The organism is uncultured Paracoccus sp. (assembly GCF_945915435.1).
Lineage (GTDB): Bacteria > Pseudomonadota > Alphaproteobacteria > Rhodobacterales > Rhodobacteraceae > Paracoccus.
In genome coordinates this window covers 40,293-60,171 of record NZ_CAMEFG010000022.1, presented here as the reverse complement: position 1 = coordinate 60,171, position 19,879 = coordinate 40,293, and the positions used below count along the sequence as shown (strand labels likewise).

Genomic DNA, 19,879 nt, shown 5'->3' with positions numbered 1-19,879 from the left:
CGGCCGCACGGTTGGCGCAGGCGTGGTCTCGAAAATCATCGAGTGATCGCGAAGCCCCCAAGGGCAACCGCGTGAAGAAAGAAGGCCCGCCCCGAAAGGGGCGGGCTTTGTCGTGGCGTGAAGGGGGGGCGGCTGTCCGACGTCGCACAGGATCCGCAGCATTCCGGCATGATCGCCCCGAAAAGGGGCGGGCCTTGTCGTGAGGGGACAGGATGGTTCAAGCCTTCGGCAGATGTTGACCGTTAAAGAAATTCAGCCTAGCCACGACCTGAAAGGTAGGGCGATGATGGGCATTGATCGGCGCGGTTTGATTGCTGTGGTGGAAAACGCGCCTTTTCAAAACGAATACCGCCCGATGCTTGAGAATGTTCGGCTCAGATTGCGGCCCCAGATATTTCCGCTGATACACAGCATCTATGTTTATGGCAGCGTTGCCAGTGGCCGCGCGATTTCAGGGTGTTCCGATCTGGACTTGTCACTGGTTTTACGAAATCCACCATCGAACCGGGCCAGCATCGTCATTGAAGAGATCAGGCAGGAAATTGAGGCTGCTTATCCAATTGCAAGTAAAGTAGATTTCGATATCGGCGTGCTGCAAGATATCCTGTCGGCAGAGACCGGGGTGGCCTGGCGCTATTGGCTTAAGCATCATTGCCGGTGTATTGCGGGCGATGATCTGGCTGAGGGTATTCCCCTGTTTCGCCCATCCCGCACGCTTGCTCTGGCAGTAAACGGCGATTTTGAGCAGGTCCTTCAACGGTATCAAAGTCGGCTTGCAATTGCACAGCCGGAAGCGGTGGTCCGTCGTCTTGTAAAGGAAGCCGCGCGCAAGTTGATTCGTTCGACCAATGTGTTACGGAAGGAAACGGACCCGGACTGGCCGGAAACACTTGAAGAATACCTCACAAGGTTTCAGCGCCTTTTTCCTGCGCATGGCGATAGACTGCTGTATTTCTATGAGCAGGCATTTACGCCGGATGCGGCCTTGGAAGATTTCTCAAGGCGCTTGCAGGCATTCTCTGGGTGGATGGCCCGTATTGTAGGGGAGAATGCTCAATGGCCGTGACATATTTCAGTTAGTCGTCATCCTGTTGTGATCATCGCAGATCGGGGGCGCCCGGCCTGACCCATGCTCAGGGGCGCTTGGTTCAGGGCCTTGGCGGGGGTGGAGCGGGCGAACGGGCCGGGGCGCATGGCGTCCCGACCCCTGGAGGTCTGATCGTCGCTAGTGATGCGTCGCGCGGGGGTTTTCGCGTTCGGCGGCGGCCTCGGCGGGGGTGACGGGGGGTGCGTCGTTGCCCCATGCCTGCCGCAGGAAGGTGGCGAGTTCGGCGACCTCCTCATCCGACAGGCGGTCGGCGTAGCCTTGCATGACCAGCTCCATCGGGCGCTTTTCCGTGCCGGGCACATTCGCGCCGTAGAGGATCACGGACAAGAGCGGTCCGGTCTCGGACCCCAGCACCAGCGTATTGCCTTGCAGCTTGGGGAAGATCCCATCGGCCCCGCGCCCGGATGCGAAATGGCAGGCGACGCAGTTGTCCAAGTATAGCCGCGCGCCAAGCGGCATTCCCGGCTCGGCCTCGGTCAGCATGGCGGCGGTTGCCTCGCCCGCCTGATCGGCCTGGGGCTTTTCGATCGCGATCGGGCCGGGGGGTGCGAAGGCGGTCTCTTCCTCGACCGGGGCGCCGTCCATTCCCTTGAGGAAGGCGGCGATGGCAAAGATGTCCCCGTCGGGCAGGTGCTGCATGGAATGGGCGACGACCAGCCCCATCTCGCCATTGGCGGTCGAGAATGCGTTGCGCCCCGTCGCCAGATAGGCCGCGAGTTCGCCGACCGGCCAGCGTTGTGGGGCCGCGCCCTCGCCGCGCAGGCTGGGCGCGTTCCAGCCGTCGACGACACCGCCGGTCAGGAAGTTCGCATCGCTCGCCTGCACGCCATCCTGCGCCATGAAGATATTGCGCGGGCTGTGGCAGGCGGCGCAATGGCCCGGCCCCTCGACCAGATATTGCCCGCGATCCATGACCTCGGACCGGCCTTGCGGGGTGAAGCCCGCGTCGTGGGACAGCGCCAGCCAGTTCCATGCCCGCAGCCCGAAACGCATGTTGAAGGGGAAGGTCAGGCTGGTCGGCTCGACCTCGTGGCGGACCGGCTCGACCTCGTTCATCAGGTAGGCGTAAAGGGCGCGCAGGTCGCGCTCGGTCATCAGGCGATAGTTCTCATAGGGCATCGCGGGATAGAGATGCCGCCCGTCGCGCCCGATACCGTCCAGCATGACGGCGCGGAATTCGTCCATCGTCATGCCGCCGATGCCGGTTTCGGGGTCGGGGGTGATATTGGTGGACCAGATCGTGCCGAGCGGGCTTTCGATGCCCCGCCCGCCCGCCAGTTCCATGCCGCCGGGGGCGGTATGGCAGGCCACGCAATCCGAGGCGTGAAAGACCTGCTCGCCATGCCCCGGATCGGGCTGCCAGTCGGCGGCGAGTTGCTCGGTCGGCTGGGTCAGGCGGACGGGGACGAAGATCAGCGCCAGCAGCACGACGATCCCGATCAGGGCCAGCGCGGTCAGAATGCGAAGGAATGTCAGCATCGGCTTGCTCCTCACACCAGCGGACGGGGGTTGGACAGGTACTGGCTGCGGATCGCGTCCACGGTCCAATAAGCCAGCCCGCCCAGAAGCCCGGTCGGGTTGTATTGGGTGTTCTGGACGAAGTTCCCCGCGCCCATCGCAAAGACGTTGTGCTGCCCCCACATCTGGGAATAGCGGTTGACCACGCCTTCGTTCGGGCTTGCGGACATGATATGGCCGCCGGTGTTATGCGTGGTCTGATAGGGGCGGACATCGTATCGCGCGCCCGGTCCCTTGAAGCTGGATTGCATGATGTCGGGGTTCATGCTGGCGGCGACCTCTTCGACCCGCGCCTTCATGTATTGGTTCATCCGCAGGTCGTTTTCCTGCCAGTCGAAGGTCATCCGCATCAGCGGGCGCCCGTGGCGGTCGGTATAGGTCGGGTCCAGGTCCAGGTGGTTCGCGCGATAGGACATGTTCGACCCGTGCGAGCCGATGGACATCGCATGGCCATACCATTCGCCCACGCCGGCCTTCCACCCCGCCCCCCATGAGGGCGTCCCGGATGGCAGCGGCATCGAGCGGATCGGCTGGCCATTGGTCAGCCCCGACCGCCAATAGGCCCCGCCGATGAAGCCGAGCGCGCCGTAATCGTTGCGGTTCATCCCGTAATCGTCGATGCACATCCCGTTCGAGCCGTGGCCGACGAAGGGGTTGAAATGTTCGTCGCGGAAAAACAGCGTCGCGCCGCCGTTCATCTGATAGCCGTAGTTCTTGCCCAGCACCCCCTGATCGGTGGCGGGGTCGTAGATCTCGGCCAGCCCCGAGACCATCATCAGATGCACGTTGTTGAGCTGATAGGCCGCGAGGATGACGATATCGGCAGGCTGGAAGACCTCTTCCTGCGCCTCCTCGTCGAAATAGGTCACGCCGGTGGCGGTCCGCCCGTCCGGGGCCAGTTCGACCCGCAGGACCTCGGCATGGGTGCGGTATGAAAAATTCGGATGGCGTTTCAGCGCATCCAGGATCGCCGTCTGGGGCGAGGATTTGGAATATTGATAACAGCCGTAACGCTCGCAGAAGCCGCACAGGTTGCACGGCCCCATCTGCATTCCGTAAGGGTTGACATAGCTGGTCGAGGCGATGCCCGCCGGGGCGGGGAAGGGGTGCAGCCCCATCGCCAGCGCCGCCTCGCGGAACTTGTGGCTGTCCCATGTCGTGGGCATCGGCGGCATGGGGTAATCGGTCGAGCGCCAGCCCTCGAACGGGTTGCCGCCCGGCTGGATCTGGCCGTTCAGGTTGCCCGCCTGACCCGAGATCCCGGCGACCTGTTCAAAACGGGTGAAGAAAGGCTCAAGCTCGTCATAGGTGACGGGGTAGTCGCCCAGCGACATGCCCTCGGGGATGATCTCGTCGCCCCAGTTTTCGCGGATATGGCTGAGCAGCCGCATTTCCTCGGGTTGGGGGCGCCAGTTGAGACCGTTCCAATGCGTGCCCGCGCCGCCGACGCCATCGGCGGGCAGGAAAGAGCCAAGGGCGCGCAGCGGCAGGGCGGTTTCATCGCCGTTGCGGCGGACGGTCACGGTCTGGCGGCGCGGGTGCTGCATGTTCTTCAGCCGCACGCCCCAGGTAAGCTCGTCGATCTGGTCGGGATACTTGAACTCGGGCACGGTGGCCTGGTCGCGCCCGCGTTCCAGCGCCACGATCTCCAGCCCTTCCTGTGCCAGTTCGATCCCCGCGATCGCGCCGGTCCAGCCCAGGCCGACGATGACGACATCCTTCTTTGCTTCCTGACGTGCCATGCTCATGCCCTCTCGCCGCTGATCGAGACCGGGCCGAGGGGGTATTGGACGTTATGCCGCCCCGCCCATTCGCGATAGGCCGCCCGCGCGCCGGGAAAGCCGATATAGACCCATGCCTGCATCCCGTGGTTGCCGCCGTGGATCGGGTCGGCGAAATAGCCCTCTTTCGTGTTGTTCAGCAGGGTGGTGAAGAAGGGGGACAGTTCCGGGGCAAGGTCGGTTTCGCCCTCGTCCAGCGCGGTCAGCGCCTCGTCCTGCGCCTGCGGGTCCAGGTCGGGGAAGGCCGCGCCGTGGGTGCGTTCGCACCATGCGTTGAAGGCCGGGATGGCCTGACGGTAAAGTTCCGCCGGGGTCAGGGGCGTCTGCCAGCCGAATTCCGGCGGCGCGGTCGGGTCGTGCGGCCCTTCCATATACCAGATATCCGCGCGCCCGTAGTAATCGGCAAGCTGGCGGTCGATGAAGACGGGCACCCGCGCCTCGATCGCGCCGGGACCGTCGCCCTCGGACGGGATCAGCCGCGCGCAGGCGGCCATGACGAAGGCCCATTCCGCCGCGTCCAGATATTCGGGCCAGTATTCGTCAAGCGGCGGCACGGTGTCGGCCTGCGCCTCGGCCCGCGCCGCGATTCCGGCAAGGGCGACCGAGGCTGCCGATGTTTTCAGAAAGCCGCGGCGGTTCGGATAACCTGGAAGATCGGACATTGGGATACCTGCCATAACGGTTGGTGTTGTCTTCAGGCCCATCGGTGGGCGGCGGGTGCGGCATCGGGACGCGCGGCCCTTTGCCGTCACCTGAAGGCTAGTGGACCCGCCGCATGGCCGCAAGGGGCCGCTGGCCGGGGTGTCGGGCGTCAGGAAGGCGGGGCCGGGTAGGTGACCGATTCGCCCGGTCCGACGACGGCGCCCGCAGTCAGGCGGGCAGGTTCGATGCGGCCCGGTCCCACGATGTGAAAGACGGCCCGCCCGCCGGCGATGAGGTAATCGGCTACGATGCGGCGGTGGCATCGCCACCAGACCGCTTCGGCGCACATGATCGCCACGGGTTGGGCGCGCCCGGCCTGTTTCAACTGCTCCAGCCCCTCGCGGAAGGGTTCGGACAGCGCGTAATCGGCATAGTTGTGAAAGCTTCGGTTCGACCACAAGCCGTTGATGTCGTCGGGCAATGCCTTGCCCTTGCCGCGCAGGCCGCCCAATGCGGCGATATGCTGCCAGCCGATCCCGGCGCCGGACAGGGTGGCGGCCAGCGTATCCGCGTTGAATTGCGGATTGGCCCGCGACATCGGGAACTTGCGGATATCGGCGACATGCCGGACCCCTGCTTCGCGCAACAGCCCGACAAGGGCCGCGACGCTTCTGTTTGAATGGCCGATGGTGAAAAAGGGCGGGTCCGCGGTCTTAGTCACGGTCCAGCGCGCCGCCCTTGTGCGCGGCGACGTGGTCGGTCTTGTCGCTCTTGATTTCATATTGGGGGTCGTCTTGCGTCGCGCGATGGGTGTGGCCCTTGTAGTCGAAATCGCTGGTATGGACCTTGATGATGGTCCCCGAGACCCTGCCGGCCTCGGAATTCCAGCTCACATGATCGCCGATCTTGTAGCGCCTGGACATTGTTCGGACTCCTTGCTTTTCGTGGGGTCGCTTATCATAGGATCAAAGGATGCCGGCAGGCGATAGTGCGAAACCCCGCGCGGTTCTGCGCAGATTGGCAAATTTTCTGCGCAACGGGGCAATCGGGTGCGGTCATCCGGGCTATTCTGCGTCGCAGGGCCGACGCGGATCGGCCGACGAAACAACGGAGGAATGATGATGAAGCGCCAGATCGCCATTGCGGCCCTTGCCTCGCTTGCGGTTCTGCCCCGCGCGGAAGCGGCCGAGCCTGCCACCTGCCAGGCGCCCAGCCTTTCGGACGTCGGATGGACGGATATCACGATCACCACTGCCATGTCGGCGCAGGTGCTGGAAGCCCTGGGCTATGCGCCCGAGGTGCAGATCCTTTCGGTGGCGGTCACCTTCGAATCGCTGAAGCAGGGCGATACCGATATCTTCCTTGGCAACTGGATGCCCTTGCAGGAGCCCCAGCAGAAACCGCTGGTCGATGCGGGCGATATCGAGGTGGTGCGCCCCAACCTGGAAGGCGCGCTGATCGGCTTTGCGGTGCCCGCCTATACGCATGCGGCGGGGCTGAAGACCTATTCCGATATCGCGAATTTCAAGGATGAACTGGGCGGGACGATCTACGGGATCGAGGCGGGCAGCGGCGCCAACGCCACGATCCTTGAACTGATTTCCGAAAACACCTTCGACCTGGGCGAATTCGAACTGGTCGAATCCAGCGAACAGGGGATGCTGGCGCAGGTCCAGCGCGCCATCCAGGCCGAACAGCCGATCCTGTTCTTCGGCTGGCGCCCGCATCCGATGAACGTGCGCTATGAACTGGAATATCTGACCGACGGCAACGACACCTTCGGGCCTCAGGACGGCATGGCGACGGTGCTGACCAACACCCGCGCGGGCTTTTCCGAGGAATGCCCCAACCTGGGCCGCTTCCTGTCCAATCTTTCCTTCACGGTCGAGGCCGAGGACGTGATGATGTCCTACGTCCTGGATGAGGGGATGGAGCCGGTCGATGCCGCCGAACGCTGGCTGAAGGACAACCCCGATACGCTGGAGACATGGCTTGCCGATGTCACGACCTTCGACGGCGAACCGGGCCTGCCCGTGGCGAAAGAGGCGCTAGGCCTTTGAATCGCGCCGGGCGGCTGAAGGCGGCTGCCCGAACCGCCGCCGAAATGCCCGCGACAACGAGGCGATCGAGGCGAAGCCCGTCCTGACCGCGATCTCGGCCATGCCCAGATCGGTATCCGTGACCAGCCGCCGCGCCGCTTGCAGGCGCAGCGAGCGGTAATAGGCGCCGGGCGCGGTCTGGACGGTGTCGCGAAACAGCCCCTCGAGCGTCCGGGTCGAGCATTTCACCTGCGCGGCGATCCGGGCGACGGGCAGGGGGCTGTCCAGGTGCTTTTCCATGATGCGGATCGCCAGCGCGACGCGGCCCTGGGTCCGCCCGGCACGGCCCAGCGACACCAGCGGCTGCGCGTCCGAGGGCAGGCGCACCTCTTCATAGACATAAAGGCTGGCCACGTTCAGCGCCACGTCGAACCCCTGTCGGGCGCGGATCAGCGCCAGCATGAAATCCAGCGTCGGCGCCGCGCCGCCGGTGGTAAAGACGGGACCGTCGATCACCCAGCGGTCGGGAATGGCGCGCAGTTGGGGAAAGCGGGCGGCGAAATCCTCGAGGTCTTCCCAATGGGTGGTGGCGCGGCGCTGGTCCAGCAGGCCCGCCATCGCCAGCACCCAGCTTCCTGCCTCGACCCCGCCCAGCAGCTTTGTCCGCCGCGCCCCCTGCCGCAGGGCGGAAAGGATCGCGGGCGTGGCGTGGCGCGCGGCGTTGAAGGCGGCGACCACCACCAGCAGGTCGCAGTCCTGATCGGGGCGGAACGGGCCGTCCACCTGCACGCTCAGCCCGCAACTGGTCGCCACGGGCCGGCCGTCGGGCGATACGACCTGCCAGCGATAGGGTTCGGCGCCGGTGACGCGGTTCGCGGCGCGCATGGGGTCAAGCGTGGCGGCGAGGCTCATCACCGATGCCTCGGGCAGCACCAGGATCGTGGCGTGCAAGGGGCGGTCGGAGTGCCGAAAGACCATCGCCGTCACATCATCCGCACCCTGCCTTATGCCCGCTGGCCGGTGAAACGCCCCGCCCCTTCGGCGGGCATTCCGGCGTGGCGGGCGGCCCAATCGGCCATCGCCCCGGCCACCTCGGGCGCGGGCGGGCTGGTGCGGCGGGTGGTCAGGTCGGTGTGCAGCAGCAGCGTCTCGACCGTGGCGGCCAGCGCGTCGCCGCGATGCAGCCGGTGGAACAGGTGCAGCTTCTTGCCCTGCGCCCCCAGCACCTGCGTCGTGACGGTCAGCCGGTCGCCTGCGTGGATTTCGTCCAGATAGCGGATATGGGTTTCCACCGTGAAGAAGCTGCGCCCCGAGGCGACGTAATCCGCCCCCGCCCCGATCATCTCAAGCAAGCGGTCGGTGGCCAGAGAGGCGGCTTCCAGGTAATGCGTCTCATTCATGTGGCCGTTGTAATCGGTCCATGTGACCGGCACCTGGCGCGCGGCGGTGACGGGCAGCCCGTCCTGTTCGCCCTGCTCGGGCAAGGCTGCCTCATGCGCGCGCAAGACGCCCCCCGCGCCGCTGTCCGACCGGCGCAGGGCGCGCATCATGCCGACCAGGTTGTCGTCGCGTAGCCGTTCAAGTTCGCGGATGGACAGATGGCCCGATTGCGCGTCGGACTGGCTGGCGATCAGTTCGACCAGCTCTTCGTTGAACTCGGGCACGTCCATCAGCTTGGTCCAGGGCCATGACAGGGCCGGGCCGAACTGGGCCATGAAATGCCGCATCCCGGCTTCGCCCCCCGCGATGCGATAGGTCTCGAACAGGCCCATCTGCGCCCAACGGATGCCGAAGCCCATGCGGATGGCTTCGTCGATTTCGCCGGTCGTCGCAATGCCGTCGCGGACCAGCCAAAGGGCTTCGCGCCAGACGGCTTCCAGCAGGCGGTCGGCGATATGGGCGTCGATTTCCTTGCGGACGGTCAGGGGGAACATGCCGATGCCGCGCAGGATGTCGGCGGCGCGGGCGCAGGCCGCCGCATCGCCGACCAGTTCCACCAGAGGCAGCAGATAGACCGGGTTGAAGGGATGGGCGACGATGGCATTCGTTCCGCCCGCGTTCAGTTCCGACGGCTTGAAGCCCGAGGTGGACGAGCCGATCACCGCATCCGGTCCCGCCGCCGCCGCGATGGCGGGCAGGATCTGATGCTTCAGCGACAGAACTTCGGGAATGCTTTCCTGCACCCATGAGGCACCCGCCACCGCCTCGGCCAGATCGGCGTGAAACGTTAAGCGCCCCTCGGGCGGCAGGGCGCGGTCATAGAGCGCGGGCAGCGCGCGGCGGGCATTGGCCAGCACCTCGCCGATCTTGCGTTCGGCCTGCGGGTCGGGGTCGAAGACCGCCACGTCCCAGCCGTTCAGCAGGAAGCGTGCGGCCCAGCCGCCGCCGATGACGCCGCCGCCGATGATCGCCGCCCGGCTCATGTCGCACCCCCCGGCGCGCGCTTGACCAGCCCCAGCCGGTCCCGCACGGCTTGCGGGCCGATGACGCGGGCGCCCATGTTCTCGATGATCGTCACCGCGCGCTCGACCAGTTGCGCGTTGGTCGCCAACTGTCCCTTGCCCAGCCACAGGTTGTCCTCCAGCCCCACGCGGACATTGCCGCCCGCCAGCACCGCCGCCGCGACATAGGGCATCTGGTCGCGCCCCAGGCTGAACGCCGACCAAAGCCAATCCTGCGGGATCGCGTTCACCATCGCCATGAAGGTGTTCAGGTCGTTCGGCGCGCCCCAGGGCACCCCCATGCAAAGCTGCACCAGCGCGGGGCTGTCCAGCGTGCCCTCTTGCACCAACTGCTTGGCGAACCACAGATGGCCGGTATCAAAAGCCTCGATCTCGGGCTTGACGCCAAGCGCGGTCATCATCCCGCCCATTGCCCGCAGCATGCCGGGGGTGTTGGTCATCACGTAATCGGCCTCGGCGAAATTCATCGTGCCGCAATCCAGCGTGCAGATCTCGGGCAGGCATTCCGCGACATGGGCCATGCGTTCGGTTGCGCCCGCCATGTCGGTCGCGGCTGCGTTCAGTGGAAACGGCGCCTCGGCATTGCCGAAAACGATGTCGCCGCCCATGCCCGCCGTCAGGTTCAGCACCATGTCCACCTCGGCCGCGCGGATGCGGTCGGTCACCTCGCGGTAAAGCGCCCGGTCGCGCGAGGGCGCGCCGGTTTCGGGGTCGCGGACATGGCAATGGACCACCGCCGCGCCTGCCTTCGCCGCCGCGATGGCGCTGTCGGCGATCTGCTGCGGGCTGCGCGGCACATGGGGCGAACGGTCCTGCGTGCCGCCCGAGCCGGTCACGGCGCAGGTGATGAAAACGTCCCGGTTCATGGTCAAGGGCATGGCGAACTCCTGTCTGGCGCGCCCGATGCTAGGGGGTTGCGGGGCGGGCGGATTGTCCTATCCTGTCATCTTGTTGTCCAGACAGGTCGGCATTTCATGACCCGCATCGGCTTTCTGCTCTTCGAGGGCTTTTCAAACATGGTCCTCTCCTGCCTGCTGGAGCCTTTGCGGGCCGTCCGCGACCAGGCCGGGATCGACATTCGCTGGCAGGTGCTGACGCCGACGGGCGGCCCGGTGCGGTCCTCGAGCGGGTTGTCGGTCGTCCCCGATGTGCCCGACGCGGGGATGTTCGACCTGCTGGTGGTGGTCGCGGGCTATGGCTATCGCGGCCATGCCGGTGGCGCGGGGCTGCGCCGGGTGTCGGGGCTGGCGCGGCAAAGCCGCATCGTGATCGGCGCCGACAGCGGGCCGTGGCTCTTGGCGGCGGCGGGGCTTTTGCGCGGAGAACGCGCCACGCTGCATTGGTCGCTGCTGGCCGATTTCGCCGAGGCCTTCCCCGATACGCAGGCCGATCCCGCGCCCTATGTCATGGCGGGCCGCGTCTGGTCCTGCGGCGGTGCGGCGGGGGCGCTGGACCTGATCCTGGCCTTCATCGCGGAACGGTTCGGCCAGGCCAATGCCTTTGCCGCATCGAACATGTTCCTGCACGATGCCGGTCCCGGCAAACCCGCGCCCGCCATGCCCGGCCTGCCCCGCAAGGGCACAGCGCGGCTGCGGCAGGCGATGAACCTGATGGCCGAGACGGTCGAGACGCCCCTGCCGCTTGCGGAAATCGCCCTGCGCTGCGGCGTCTCGGCCAGCAAGCTGGACCGCCTGTTCCGCGCCGAGGCCGGGATGGCGCCAGGCCGCTATTTCCAGATGCTGCGGTTGTCGCAGGCCCGCGAACTGGCCAGCGCAACCGGGCTTGGCCTGCGCGAAATCGCCCTGCGCTGCGGCTATTCCAGCGCGGCGGCGCTAAGCAAGGCCCACCGCCGCGCCTATGGCCAGCCCATCCGGCAATCGACCGGCGCAACCGGCAGGCGGTTCCCGGTCTAAACCCGTTCAAGCGCGACGGCGATGCCTTGGCCGACGCCGATGCACATGGTCGAGAGCGCCCGCCTGCCGCCGTTCAGCGCCAGTTCCAGCGCAGCCGTGCCGGTGATGCGCGCGCCCGACATGCCCAGCGGATGCCCCAGCGCGATGGCGCCGCCGTTCGGGTTCACGCGCGGGTCGTCGTCGGCGATGCCCAACTGGCGCAGCGTGGCGAGGCCCTGGGCAGCGAAGGCCTCGTTCAGTTCGATCACGTCGAAATCCGCCTGCGTCAAGCCCAGCCGTGCCATCAGCTTCTGGCTGGCCGGGGCAGGGCCGATGCCCATGATGCGCGGCGGAACGCCCGCCGTCGCGCCGCCAAGGATGCGGGCGATGGGGGTCAGGCCATGCGCGCGCGCCGCCGCCTCGGATGCCAGGATCAGCGCCGCCGCCCCGTCGTTTACGCCGCTGGCATTGCCCGCCGTGACCGAGCCGTTCGGAAACAGCGGGCGCAGCTTGGCCAACGCCTCGGGCGTGGTGGCGCGGGGATGTTCGTCGGTCTCGACCGGGATCGGATCGCCCTTGCGCTGGGGCACCGCGACCGGCGTGATCTCGCGCGCCAGCCGGCCATTGGCGATGGCTGCCGCCGCCTTGGCTTGCGAGGCCAGCGCCATCGCGTCCTGCGCCTCGCGCGGGATGCCATAGTCGTCGGCGACGTTCTGGCCGGTCTGGGGCATGGAATCGGTGCCATATGCGGCCTGCATCGCCGGGTTCACGAAGCGCCAGCCGATGGTGGTGTCGTGGATCTCGGCATGGCGGGAAAAGGCGCTTTCCGCCTTGGGCAGCACGAAGGGCGCACGCGACATCGATTCGACCCCGCCCGCGATCATCAGGTCCGCCTCGCCCGCGGCGATCTGGCGCGCGGCGGCCAGCACCGCGTCCATGCCCGAGCCGCAAAGCCGGTTGATGGTGGTGCCCGTCACCTCGACCGGCAGCCCCGCCAGCAGCGCGGACATGCGCGCCACGTTGCGGTTGTCCTCGCCCGCCTGGTTGGCACAGCCATAGACCACGTCGTCCACCGCCTGCCAGTCCACGCCCGGATTGCGCGCCATCAGCGCGCGCAGGGGAATGGCGCCCAGGTCGTCCGCGCGGACCGGGGCCAGCGCGCCGCCGAAACGGCCGATGGGCGTGCGGATATAGTCGCAGATGAAGGCTTGGGTCATGTCACAGCTCCGGCGCGGCCAGATCGCCGACCGCACCGTCCAGATGCAGCCGCGCGCCGGTCACGGCTTGCAGGTCATCAAGGGAAATCGTGGACAGCTTTTCACGCAGCACGAAACGACCGTCCTGCACATCTACCACGGCAAGCGAGGTATAGACGCGGGTCACGCAACCCACGCCGGTCAAGGGCAGGGTGCAGGTTTCGACCAGCTTGGGCTTGCCGTCCCTGGTGACGTGATCGGTCAGGACTGCGACGCGCCTTGCGCCATGCACCAGGTCCATCGCGCCGCCGACCGCGGGGACGCCCCTGGGTCCGGTGGACCAATTCGCCAGGTCGCCGTTCTGCGCCACTTGGTAGGCGCCCAGGATCGCCACGTCCAGATGCCCGCCCCGCACCATCGCGAAACTGTCGGCATGGTGGAAGAAGGCTGCGCCGGGTTTCAGCGTGATCGCCTTCTTGCCGGCGTTGATCAGGTCCCAGTCCTCGGTCCCCGCGGGCGGGGCCTCGCCAAAGCCCAGGACGCCGTTCTCGGTATGGAACACCGCCTGGCGGCCCGGCGGCTGGAACTTGGCCACCATCTCGGGAAAGCCGATGCCAAGGTTCACATAGGCGCCATCGGCGATGTCCTGCGCCGCGCGCCAGGCGATCTGGGCGTTGGTCAGTTTCGGGGTCATGGCTGCACCTCTGGATAGGCGGCGCCTGCGCGGTTCAGCGCCTCTTCCTGCGCCGGATTGGCGACCTCGACGATGCCTGACACGAAGATGCCCGGCGTCACGACGGCCTCGGGGTCGATTCCGCCCGGCGCGACCGCCCGCGTCACCTGCGCGATGGTGCGCGCCGCCGCCATCGCCATCAGGGGCGAGAAGTTCCGCGCCGCCATGCGATAGGTCAGGTTGCCGTAATGGTCGCCCGATTCGGCCTTGATCAGCGCCACATCGGCCTTGAGCCAGCGTTCCCGCACATAGTGGCGCCCGTCGAATTCGGCCACGGGCTTGCCGCGGGCCAGATCGGTGCCATAGCCCGTGGGCGTGTAGAAGGCCGGGATGCCCGCGCCGCCCGCGCGGATGCGTTCGGCCAGCGTGCCTTGCGGGACCAGTTCCAGCTCGATCTCTCCGGCAAGGTATTTCTCGGTAAAGACACGTGGATCGGCCGAGCGCGGGAAGGAACAGACCATCTTGCGGACCATGCCCTGCTCGATCAGCGCGGCGATGCCGACATGGCCGTTGCCCGCGTTGTTGTTGACGATGGTCAGGTTGCCGGGGCTGCCGGTCGCCAGATAGCGGTCGATCAGCGCGTGGATCAACTCGATCGGCGCGCCCGAGCCGCCGAAGCCGCCGATCATCACCGTGGCGCCGTCCTGGATGCTGGCGACGGCCTCGGCCAGGTTGGGGATGCGTTTGTCCATGAACTCCTCCTGCCGGGGCATTCATGGGCATATGGCTGCCGTCGGGCCAGAAAATTCGTGCGGATATTGACCTTTGTTCAATTTGCGTAAAAACCTGTGCGCATGGTGAACAAAACCGACTTCATCGCCTCGCTTGCCAAGGGGTTGCGCGTGATCGAGGCATTTCGCGCCGAACGCCCGCGCCTTTCCATCGCCGAGGTGGCCGAGGCGACGGGGCTGGACCGGGCGACCGCGCGGCGCTGCCTGCTGACCCTGCACGAACTGGGCTATGCCGATTACGACGGCAAGTTCTTTGCCCTGACGCCGCGCATCCTGCGGCTGGGAATGGGGGCTTTGGCGGCGATGCCGCTGGCGCAACTGGTGCAGCCCTGGCTGGATCAACTGTCCGAACGGATCGGGCAATCGACCTCGGTTTCCATCCTCGACGGGACCGAGATCGTCTATCTGGCGCGGGCGGCGCAGCGGCGGGTGATGTCCATCGGGTTGATGCCGGGATCGCGGCTGCCTGCGCATTGCACCTCGATGGGCCGGGTGCTGCTGGCCGCCCTGCCCGAAGCGCAGGCGCGCGCCATCGTCGAGCGTTCGGACCTGACCCCCCGCACCGCCCACAGCCTGACCGCACCGGATGAGATCATGGCCCGCATCCGGCAGGCCCGCACCGACGGCCATGCGGTCATCGACCAGGAAATCGAGCCGGGCCTGCGCTCGATAGCCGTGCCGCTTTACGACATGCGCGGCCAGGTCGTGGCGGCGCTGAATACCGGGGTGGCGGCGGTGCAATCCTCGGCGGGGGAACTGGCGGCGCTTTATCTGCCTGCGCTGCTGCGGGTGCAGGAGGGGTTGCGCCGGACATTGCGGTGACCGGCGAACCGGATGATCACCGCATGAATATATCTTTGGGTTATATTAACCGCTGTTCTTGGCATTTGACTGCCAAGCACGGATGAAGCCTAAATCCCCCCGTGGTTGAAACCGGCCCGATGGGGCGGGCGCGATCATCCCGCCGTGTAGGAGGCACGGCGGACAGCAAGGGGGGGAAGGATGAGCTTTGAACTGCGCGAATACGACATCGGCGGGGTGAAAACCGCCGTCAGGGTCGCGGGTCGGGGGCAGCCGGTGCTGTTCCTGCATGGCGCCTCGACGCTGGAGGGGTTCGATTTCGCCCTGGGCCTGAGCGACCGTTTCCGGGTCCATTGCCCCAGCCATCCCGGCATGGGCGATTCCGGCGATGCGCCGCATCTGTCGGGAATGGCCGACCTGCTGGTGCATTACCTGGACCTGCTGGACCGGATGCTGCCGGGCGAGACCCCGCATCTGATCGGCTTTTCGATGGGCGGGTGGATGGCCACCGAACTGGCGGCGGTGGCGCGCGAGCGTTTCGGCAAGGTGGTGCTGATGGCCCCCGCGGGGCTGAACGATCCCGCCTGGCCCGCCACCGCGCTGGGCGGGATCGCGCCGCAGGACTTTCCCGGCTATCTGACCCATGACGTTTCGGTCGCGCTGCGCTATTTCCCCGATGGCAGCGACCCCGCCTTTGCCGAAAGCTTCGGCGCCGCGCGTGCCCGTGAAGGCGAGACGGTCGGGCGCATCTGCGCGCCCTTCGGCATGGGCCATCCCAACCTGCGGCGGATGATGGCGCGGATCACCAATCCGACGCTGCTGGTCTGGGGCGAGAACGACCGCCTTCTGCCTGCCGGGCAAGCGCCGCTGTGGATCGAATCGCTGGGCAATGCCCGGCTGCTGACGCTGCCCGGCACGGGTCACCTGATCGCGCAGGAACGACCTGAAACCGTTACGGAAATCGGCGATTTCCTGATCGCCTGAACCAGATCTTTCGGGAGGAAAGAATGAACATGCCCTTGAAACACAGCTACTGGGGCCAGACGGTCGATTACCGCGACCTGCTGGAACAGATCAGGCAGATCGGCCCCATCCTGGAGGCCAATGCCGACGCCGACGAGGCCGCGGGCGAGTTGACGCCGGAAAGCTTCGAGGCCCTGCGCCCGCTGCGCATGTCCCATCTTTTCGCCGCCGAAAGCCTGGGTGGCGCGCAACTGCCGCCCACGCAGGGGATGGAACTGATCGAGGCCGTCACCTGGTATTCGGGCGCGGCGGGCTGGGTCTCGATGGTCCATGCCGGGATCGGCGCGATGTCCGCGGCCTTCCTGCCCGACAGCGCCGTATCGCGGCTGTTCGCGCCGGGGACCGAGAACCGTTTCTCGGGGCAGGGCGCGCCCCTGGGCATGCTGAAGAAGGTCGAAGGCGGCTGGCGGCTGAACGGCAGGTGGAGTTATGGCTCGGGCTACAGCCATGCGACCTATTCCCACAGCGCGGCCTTCATCGACGACGGCACCGGCAAGCCCGCCAGGGACGAAAACGGCAATCCGATCATCATGTGCACCCATGCGCCGATCGAGGAACACACGCCGCTGGGCAACTGGGACGTGCTGGGGCTGCGCGGCACCGGCTCGATCGACTATGCCGCCGAGGACGTGTTCATCGCCGAGGACATGGTCTTTCCGATCCAGACCGCCGAGCCGCAGCGCCAGAAAGAGCTGTTCAGCCTTGGCGTGATCGGGCTGGCCTCGATCGGGCACACCGGCTGGGCGATGGGCGCGGGGCGGCGGATGCTGGACGAGATCGCCGCCTTCGCGCGCCAGAAGACCGGCCGCGCGGGCGCCCTGGGCGAAAGCGAAAAGTTCTGGCACGACTATGGCAGCGCCGAGGCCCGTTTCCGCGCCGCCCGTGCCTTCGTCATGGAGGTCTGGGGCGATATCGAGCGGACGGTCGAAAGCGGCCAGCCCGTATCGACCCGCCAGATCACCATGCTGCACCTGGCCAAGGCGGAAATCCACGAGGCCGCCGAAAGGGCCGCCAATTTCGCCTATCGCGCCGCCGGCGGCGCCAGCCTGCGCGCGGGCGTCATGCAGCGGTTCTTCCGCGATATCATGGTGGCGGTGAACCATATCACCGTCTCGCCCGGCATCGTCGCCTCGGGCGGGCGCGATCTGGGCGGTATCTGGAGCGACCGCCGCTGGCAGTTCTACGACCTGATCGAAAAGAAATGACATGCCGCCGGGGCGCGCGCCCTGCCGTGCCTCGGCCCAACCGGATGATCTGGACATGAGTGCTACCCAATCGCTTGGCGAGGCATTCCGCCATGCGTTCCGCAACCATCCCGCCGGGGTGGCGGTGCTGACCGCCGATTGCGGCGAAAGCCCGGTCGCGCTGACGGTCAGTTCGCTGATCTCGGTCAGTGCCGAGCCGCCCACGGTGGCCTTTTCGCTGTCGGCGGCGTCCTCGGCGGGCAAGGCGCTGCTGGGGGCGGAAAACATCGTGATCCACCTGATGCGCTACCCGGATCTGGAAATCGCGCGGCTGGGGGCGACCAGCGGGGCGAACCGTTTTGCCGAAGTCGCCTGGGAGCGGCTGCCGACCGGAGAGCCGCGCTACAGCGACGTGGCGAACTGGTTTCGCGCCCGCATCACCCGCCGCCTGGAACTGAACGGCGCGACGCTGGTGGTGGCCGAACTGCTGGCCGGGCGGATCGCGGACGGCGACGCGGCCTCGCTGGTCTATCTGGACCGGGGCTGGCGGCGGCTGGCGCGGACGGGCAGCGAACAATGACCCCGAAAGAGGTGAACCCATGAGCTATTTCTCGGAAACGAACTCGGAACAGGTGGTCAACGGCAGGATGTCGCCCGAGGCCGACCCGCGCATGCGCGAGGTCATGTCCTGCCTGGTCCGGCATCTGCACGCCTTCGCACGCGAATGCCACCTCAGGCCCGAGGAATGGGAGGCCGGGATCGACTTCCTGACCCGCACCGGCCAGATCTGTTCCCCCGAACGGCAGGAGTTCATCCTGCTGTCCGACGTGCTGGGCCTGTCGATGCTGGTCGATGCGATCAACAATCGCCGACCCGAAGGCGCGACGGAAAACACCGTCTTCGGCCCCTTCCACGTCGAGGGCGCGCCGCTCCGCCGGATGGGCGAGCGGATCACGCTGGACGGCAAGGGCGAATCCTGCCTGTTCCGGGGGCGGGTCCTGGACTGCGGCGGCAACCCGATCGAAGGCGCCTGCGTCGATGTCTGGTCGGACAATGCCGACGGCTATTACGACGTGCAGCAGCCCGACATCCAGCCCAAATGGAACAACCGCGGGCGTTTCATCACCGGGGCCGACGGGCGCTATGCCTTCGTGGGCATCAAGCCGGTCAGCTATCCCATCCCCGACGACGGGCCGGTGGGCCAGCTTTTGTCGCGGATCGGGCGCCACCCGTGGCGGCCTGCGCATATGCATTATCTGGTGACGGCGCCGGGCTATCAGAAGCTGATCACGCACACCTTCGTGGACGGCGACGAATACCTGGAATCGGATGCGGTTTTCGGCGTCAAGAACACCCTGATCGCGGATTACGAAAAGCTGTCCGGCCAGCCGACCGAATGGCGCTCGGATTTCGATTTCATCCTTGTAGAGAACTGATACCCATGCCGAATATCAAGATTTTCGTCGACGACACCCAGCTTGACGCGATCAGCGAAAGGCTGACCGCCGGGCTGCCCGGATTGCGCGAAATGATCTGCCGCGATCTGGAGGTCAGCCGCTCGGCCTGCCAGTTCGCCATCATCGGCGTCAAGGGCATGCCCGAGCAGCCGACGATCAACTTCGAACTGGGCTATATCCGCCGCCCCGACCGCACGCCCGAACTGTGCCTGGCGACGGCGCAACGCATCCGCGAGCGGATGCTGGAAATCACCGGCCTGCCCGCCGCCATCCGCATGAGTCCGATCGAAGCCGCGGGCTATGTCACGCTGAAATAAGGGTTATCCGCGCCGCATCGTGACCTGGTTTTCATGGTCCATCCGGCTTTGCAGGCGCTGGAACTCTGTCACCAGAAAGGAGATGAAATGCTGGGTCGCGGGTGGAAGGGGACGGTCCTTGCTGGTCAGCACGCCCAACTGGCGCGAGGCGTGGTCGATCTTCAGCGGCAGGGCCTCCAGCGGCACGGTGCGGCGCGACATGAACACCACGGAATAGGGCAGCACGGTCAGGCTGTCCGAGCCGGTCAGCACCGACTGGATCGAGGCCAGCGAACCGCCCGAGAAGGTAACGCGCATTTCCTCGTGCCCGATGGATTTCAACGCCCGTTCCAGATCGCGGAACAGCGGGCTGTCCATCGGCGGCGAGATCCACGGAAAGGCGTCGATATCGCCCAGCGTGATCGCGCGATGGTGGGTCAGCGGATGACCGGCGCGGCAGGCGATGACGTTGTTGCCCGACATCAGCGGCATGAAATCCATGCCCTGCGGCATCTGTCCCGGCTGCACCGGCAGGATGGCCAGATCCAGCGCGGCGTTGCGCAGCTTTCCGGTCAATTCGTCCAGATAGCCGTAGGATTGCTGGATCTGGATGTCCTGACTGCGCGACTGGAAGTCGGCGATCATGGTCGAGACCACCCCGTCCATGAAGATCGGCGACCCGCCCACCCGCAACAGGCCCGCGCGGCCCTGCCGGAACTGGCGGACGAGCAGGCTGGCCTCTTGATTGGCGGTGCGGATCCTTGCGCCCAGCCGGGCCAGGCTTTGCCCAAGCTGGGTGGGGCGCAGCGGACGGCGGCCCGGCTCGAAAAGCGGCATTCCGATGCGGCTTTCCAGCAGGTTCATGCTGCGCGAGACCGAGGGCTGCGACTTGCCCAGGGCATCGGCGCCATCGGTCAGCCCGCCCTTTTCGACGATGACGGCAAGGATTTCCAGATGTTCGCTTTCGATTTTCATAACTCAAAGGCATAAGACCCGGCCTTCTCCAGATCAATATC

General features: G+C 66.5%; 21 protein-coding genes. 9 read left to right on the top strand and 12 right to left on the bottom strand.

All coding sequences use genetic code 11. The features are described from left to right. The first annotated feature begins 283 nt into the window (after positions 1–283). Positions 284–1,066, top strand: a complete 783-nt coding sequence (locus Q0O97_RS09335) for a nucleotidyltransferase domain-containing protein (RefSeq protein ID WP_294927847.1) — start codon at positions 284–286, stop codon at positions 1,064–1,066. Positions 1,067–1,225: 159 nt separating this feature from the next. On the opposite strand, the gene Q0O97_RS09330 is transcribed toward Q0O97_RS09335, so the two are convergent. The 5 genes from Q0O97_RS09330 to Q0O97_RS09310 all read right to left on the bottom strand — a co-directional run bounded on the left by Q0O97_RS09330 (position 1,226) and on the right by Q0O97_RS09310 (position 5,972). Beyond that, the gene (locus tag Q0O97_RS09330) at positions 1,226–2,587 is read right to left on the bottom strand and encodes a cytochrome c (protein ID WP_294927844.1); all 1,362 of its coding nucleotides are present in this window, start codon (positions 2,585–2,587) and stop codon (positions 1,226–1,228) included. Positions 2,588–2,598: 11 nt separating this feature from the next. Next, on the bottom strand, positions 2,599–4,368 hold the full coding sequence (locus Q0O97_RS09325; protein WP_294927841.1) for a GMC family oxidoreductase: 1,770 nt from the start codon (positions 4,366–4,368) through the stop codon (positions 2,599–2,601). A 2-nt stretch (positions 4,369–4,370) separates the two neighbouring features. After that, entirely contained in the window at positions 4,371–5,069 is a 699-nt protein-coding gene (locus Q0O97_RS09320) for a gluconate 2-dehydrogenase subunit 3 family protein (RefSeq protein WP_294927838.1), read from the bottom strand. Between the two features lie 149 nt (positions 5,070–5,218). After that, positions 5,219–5,770, bottom strand: coding sequence for a DUF488 domain-containing protein (locus tag Q0O97_RS09315; RefSeq protein WP_294927835.1), 552 nt, complete (start codon positions 5,768–5,770; stop codon positions 5,219–5,221). Continuing rightward, the gene (locus tag Q0O97_RS09310) at positions 5,763–5,972 is read right to left on the bottom strand and encodes a DUF2945 domain-containing protein (protein WP_294927832.1); all 210 of its coding nucleotides are present in this window, start codon (positions 5,970–5,972) and stop codon (positions 5,763–5,765) included. The genes Q0O97_RS09315 and Q0O97_RS09310 overlap by 8 nt, the downstream gene beginning before the upstream one ends. A 198-nt stretch (positions 5,973–6,170) precedes the next feature. Here Q0O97_RS09310 and choX point away from each other — a divergent pair, with 198 nt between their 5' ends. Beyond that, positions 6,171–7,109 (top strand): choline ABC transporter substrate-binding protein, encoded by a 939-nt coding sequence (choX, locus tag Q0O97_RS09305; protein ID WP_294927829.1) that lies wholly within the window; start codon positions 6,171–6,173, stop codon positions 7,107–7,109. Here choX and Q0O97_RS09300 read toward each other — a convergent pair. The 3 genes from Q0O97_RS09300 to Q0O97_RS09290 are packed head-to-tail and all read right to left on the bottom strand — an operon-like array spanning position 7,098 to position 10,428. After that, positions 7,098–8,066 (bottom strand): GlxA family transcriptional regulator, encoded by a 969-nt coding sequence (locus Q0O97_RS09300; RefSeq protein WP_294927826.1) that lies wholly within the window; start codon positions 8,064–8,066, stop codon positions 7,098–7,100. The genes choX and Q0O97_RS09300 overlap by 12 nt on opposite strands. Positions 8,067–8,092: 26 nt before the next feature. After that, positions 8,093–9,511 (bottom strand): carnitine 3-dehydrogenase, encoded by a 1,419-nt coding sequence (locus tag Q0O97_RS09295; protein WP_294927823.1) that lies wholly within the window; start codon positions 9,509–9,511, stop codon positions 8,093–8,095. After that, a complete protein-coding gene (locus tag Q0O97_RS09290) occupies positions 9,508–10,428 on the bottom strand; it encodes a 3-keto-5-aminohexanoate cleavage protein (RefSeq protein WP_294927820.1) in 921 nt (306 codons plus the stop codon). Before Q0O97_RS09290 ends, Q0O97_RS09295 begins: the two co-directional genes overlap by 4 nt. 96 nt (positions 10,429–10,524) lie before the next feature. Between Q0O97_RS09290 and Q0O97_RS09285 the strand changes: the two genes are divergently transcribed. Then, positions 10,525–11,463 (top strand): helix-turn-helix domain-containing protein, encoded by a 939-nt coding sequence (locus Q0O97_RS09285; RefSeq protein ID WP_294927817.1) that lies wholly within the window; start codon positions 10,525–10,527, stop codon positions 11,461–11,463. Here the strand turns inward: Q0O97_RS09285 and pcaF are convergent. From pcaF to Q0O97_RS09270, 3 genes are read right to left on the bottom strand one after another with little or no spacing between them, the layout of a single operon-like run. Further along, the gene (gene pcaF, locus Q0O97_RS09280; RefSeq protein WP_294927814.1) at positions 11,460–12,659 is read right to left on the bottom strand and encodes a 3-oxoadipyl-CoA thiolase; all 1,200 of its coding nucleotides are present in this window, start codon (positions 12,657–12,659) and stop codon (positions 11,460–11,462) included. The genes Q0O97_RS09285 and pcaF overlap by 4 nt on opposite strands. Position 12,660: 1 nt before the next feature. Continuing rightward, on the bottom strand, positions 12,661–13,332 hold the full coding sequence (locus Q0O97_RS09275) for a 3-oxoacid CoA-transferase subunit B (protein WP_294927811.1): 672 nt from the start codon (positions 13,330–13,332) through the stop codon (positions 12,661–12,663). Beyond that, positions 13,329–14,063 (bottom strand): 3-oxoacid CoA-transferase subunit A, encoded by a 735-nt coding sequence (locus tag Q0O97_RS09270; protein ID WP_294927808.1) that lies wholly within the window; start codon positions 14,061–14,063, stop codon positions 13,329–13,331. Before Q0O97_RS09270 ends, Q0O97_RS09275 begins: the two co-directional genes overlap by 4 nt. Positions 14,064–14,165: 102 nt before the next feature. Here Q0O97_RS09270 and Q0O97_RS09265 point away from each other — a divergent pair, with 102 nt between their 5' ends. The 6 genes from Q0O97_RS09265 (at position 14,166) to Q0O97_RS09240 (ending at position 18,884) form a co-directional block, all read left to right on the top strand. Next, on the top strand, positions 14,166–14,924 hold the full coding sequence (locus tag Q0O97_RS09265) for an IclR family transcriptional regulator C-terminal domain-containing protein (RefSeq protein ID WP_294927806.1): 759 nt from the start codon (positions 14,166–14,168) through the stop codon (positions 14,922–14,924). A 180-nt stretch (positions 14,925–15,104) separates the two neighbouring features. Next, positions 15,105–15,887 carry an alpha/beta hydrolase gene (locus Q0O97_RS09260; protein ID WP_294927803.1) on the top strand — a complete coding sequence of 261 codons (783 nt, stop codon included), beginning with the start codon at positions 15,105–15,107 and terminating at the stop codon, positions 15,885–15,887. A gap of 23 nt (positions 15,888–15,910) precedes the next feature. After that, positions 15,911–17,131: an acyl-CoA dehydrogenase family protein gene (locus Q0O97_RS09255; protein WP_294927800.1), complete on the top strand. Its 1,221-nt coding sequence runs from the start codon at positions 15,911–15,913 to the stop codon at positions 17,129–17,131. Between the two features lie 55 nt (positions 17,132–17,186). Then, positions 17,187–17,690: a flavin reductase family protein gene (locus tag Q0O97_RS09250; protein ID WP_294927798.1), complete on the top strand. Its 504-nt coding sequence runs from the start codon at positions 17,187–17,189 to the stop codon at positions 17,688–17,690. 19 nt (positions 17,691–17,709) lie between these two features. Then, on the top strand, positions 17,710–18,546 hold the full coding sequence (locus Q0O97_RS09245; protein WP_294927795.1) for an intradiol ring-cleavage dioxygenase: 837 nt from the start codon (positions 17,710–17,712) through the stop codon (positions 18,544–18,546). Positions 18,547–18,551: 5 nt separating this feature from the next. Continuing rightward, positions 18,552–18,884 (top strand): hypothetical protein, encoded by a 333-nt coding sequence (locus Q0O97_RS09240; RefSeq protein WP_294927792.1) that lies wholly within the window; start codon positions 18,552–18,554, stop codon positions 18,882–18,884. A 3-nt stretch (positions 18,885–18,887) separates the two neighbouring features. On the opposite strand, the gene Q0O97_RS09235 is transcribed toward Q0O97_RS09240, so the two are convergent. Beyond that, the gene (locus Q0O97_RS09235) at positions 18,888–19,838 is read right to left on the bottom strand and encodes a LysR family transcriptional regulator (RefSeq protein WP_294927789.1); all 951 of its coding nucleotides are present in this window, start codon (positions 19,836–19,838) and stop codon (positions 18,888–18,890) included. Positions 19,839–19,879 lie beyond the last annotated feature (41 nt).